1 protein-coding gene is annotated in these 928 nt (G+C 46.0%); it reads left to right on the top strand.

The window, feature by feature from the left end:
* A partial coding sequence (gene trpCF / locus R7Z50_RS25445; protein ID WP_318149469.1) for a bifunctional indole-3-glycerol-phosphate synthase TrpC/phosphoribosylanthranilate isomerase TrpF occupies positions 1-928 on the top strand: 928 nt, incomplete at both ends.

Below are 928 nucleotides of genomic sequence, written 5' to 3'. Positions count from 1 at the left end.
CAGCAAGCAAACAACTTATCAGAGCACGTCTCAAAAAAAGAAGCAGAAATGGCGGAAGTGCTTGCCAAAATTGTTCGCGATAAATACCAATGGGTAGCAGAGCGAAAAGCATCACAGCATCTGAGCACTTTTCAGTCGGATCTATTGCCGTCAGATCGCAGTTTTTATGATGCATTGAGTGGCGATAAAACCGTATTCATTACAGAATGTAAAAAGGCATCGCCATCAAAAGGCCTTATTCGCAACGACTTCGATTTGGACTACATCGCGTCGGTTTACAACAACTACGCAGACGCGATCTCGGTTCTGACCGATGAAAAATACTTCCAGGGTAGCTTCGATTTTCTGCCTCAAGTTCGCCGACAAGTGAAACAGCCAGTGTTGTGTAAGGACTTCATGGTCGATACCTACCAAGTTTACCTTGCTCGTCATTATGGCGCGGATGCGGTATTGCTCATGCTTTCGGTACTGAATGACGAAGAGTACAAAGCGTTAGAAGAAGCTGCGCACAGCCTAAACATGGGCATTTTAACGGAAGTCAGCAACGAAGAAGAGCTTCACCGCGCAGTTCAGCTTGGCGCTAAAGTTATCGGTATAAACAACCGCAACTTGCGCGACTTAACAACGGATTTAAACCGAACTAAAGCGCTTGCGCCAACCATTCGTAAGCTTGCACCAAACGCAACGGTTATTTCAGAGTCTGGCATTTACACTCATCAACAAGTTCGTGACTTAGCAGAATATGCAGACGGCTTTTTGATTGGCAGCTCGCTGATGGCGGAAGACAACTTAGAACTTGCGGTTCGTAAAGTAACGCTAGGTGAAAATAAGGTTTGCGGTCTGACTCACCCAGATGATGCGGCAAAAGCGTATCAAGCAGGCGCAGTATTTGGTGGTCTGATTTTCGTTGAGAAATCAAAACGAGCGG

It is taken from the genome of Vibrio sp. 1249-1 (assembly GCF_033340495.1).
Note: the sequence above shows the minus strand (reverse complement) of the source record. Positions and strands in the feature narration are given on the sequence as shown.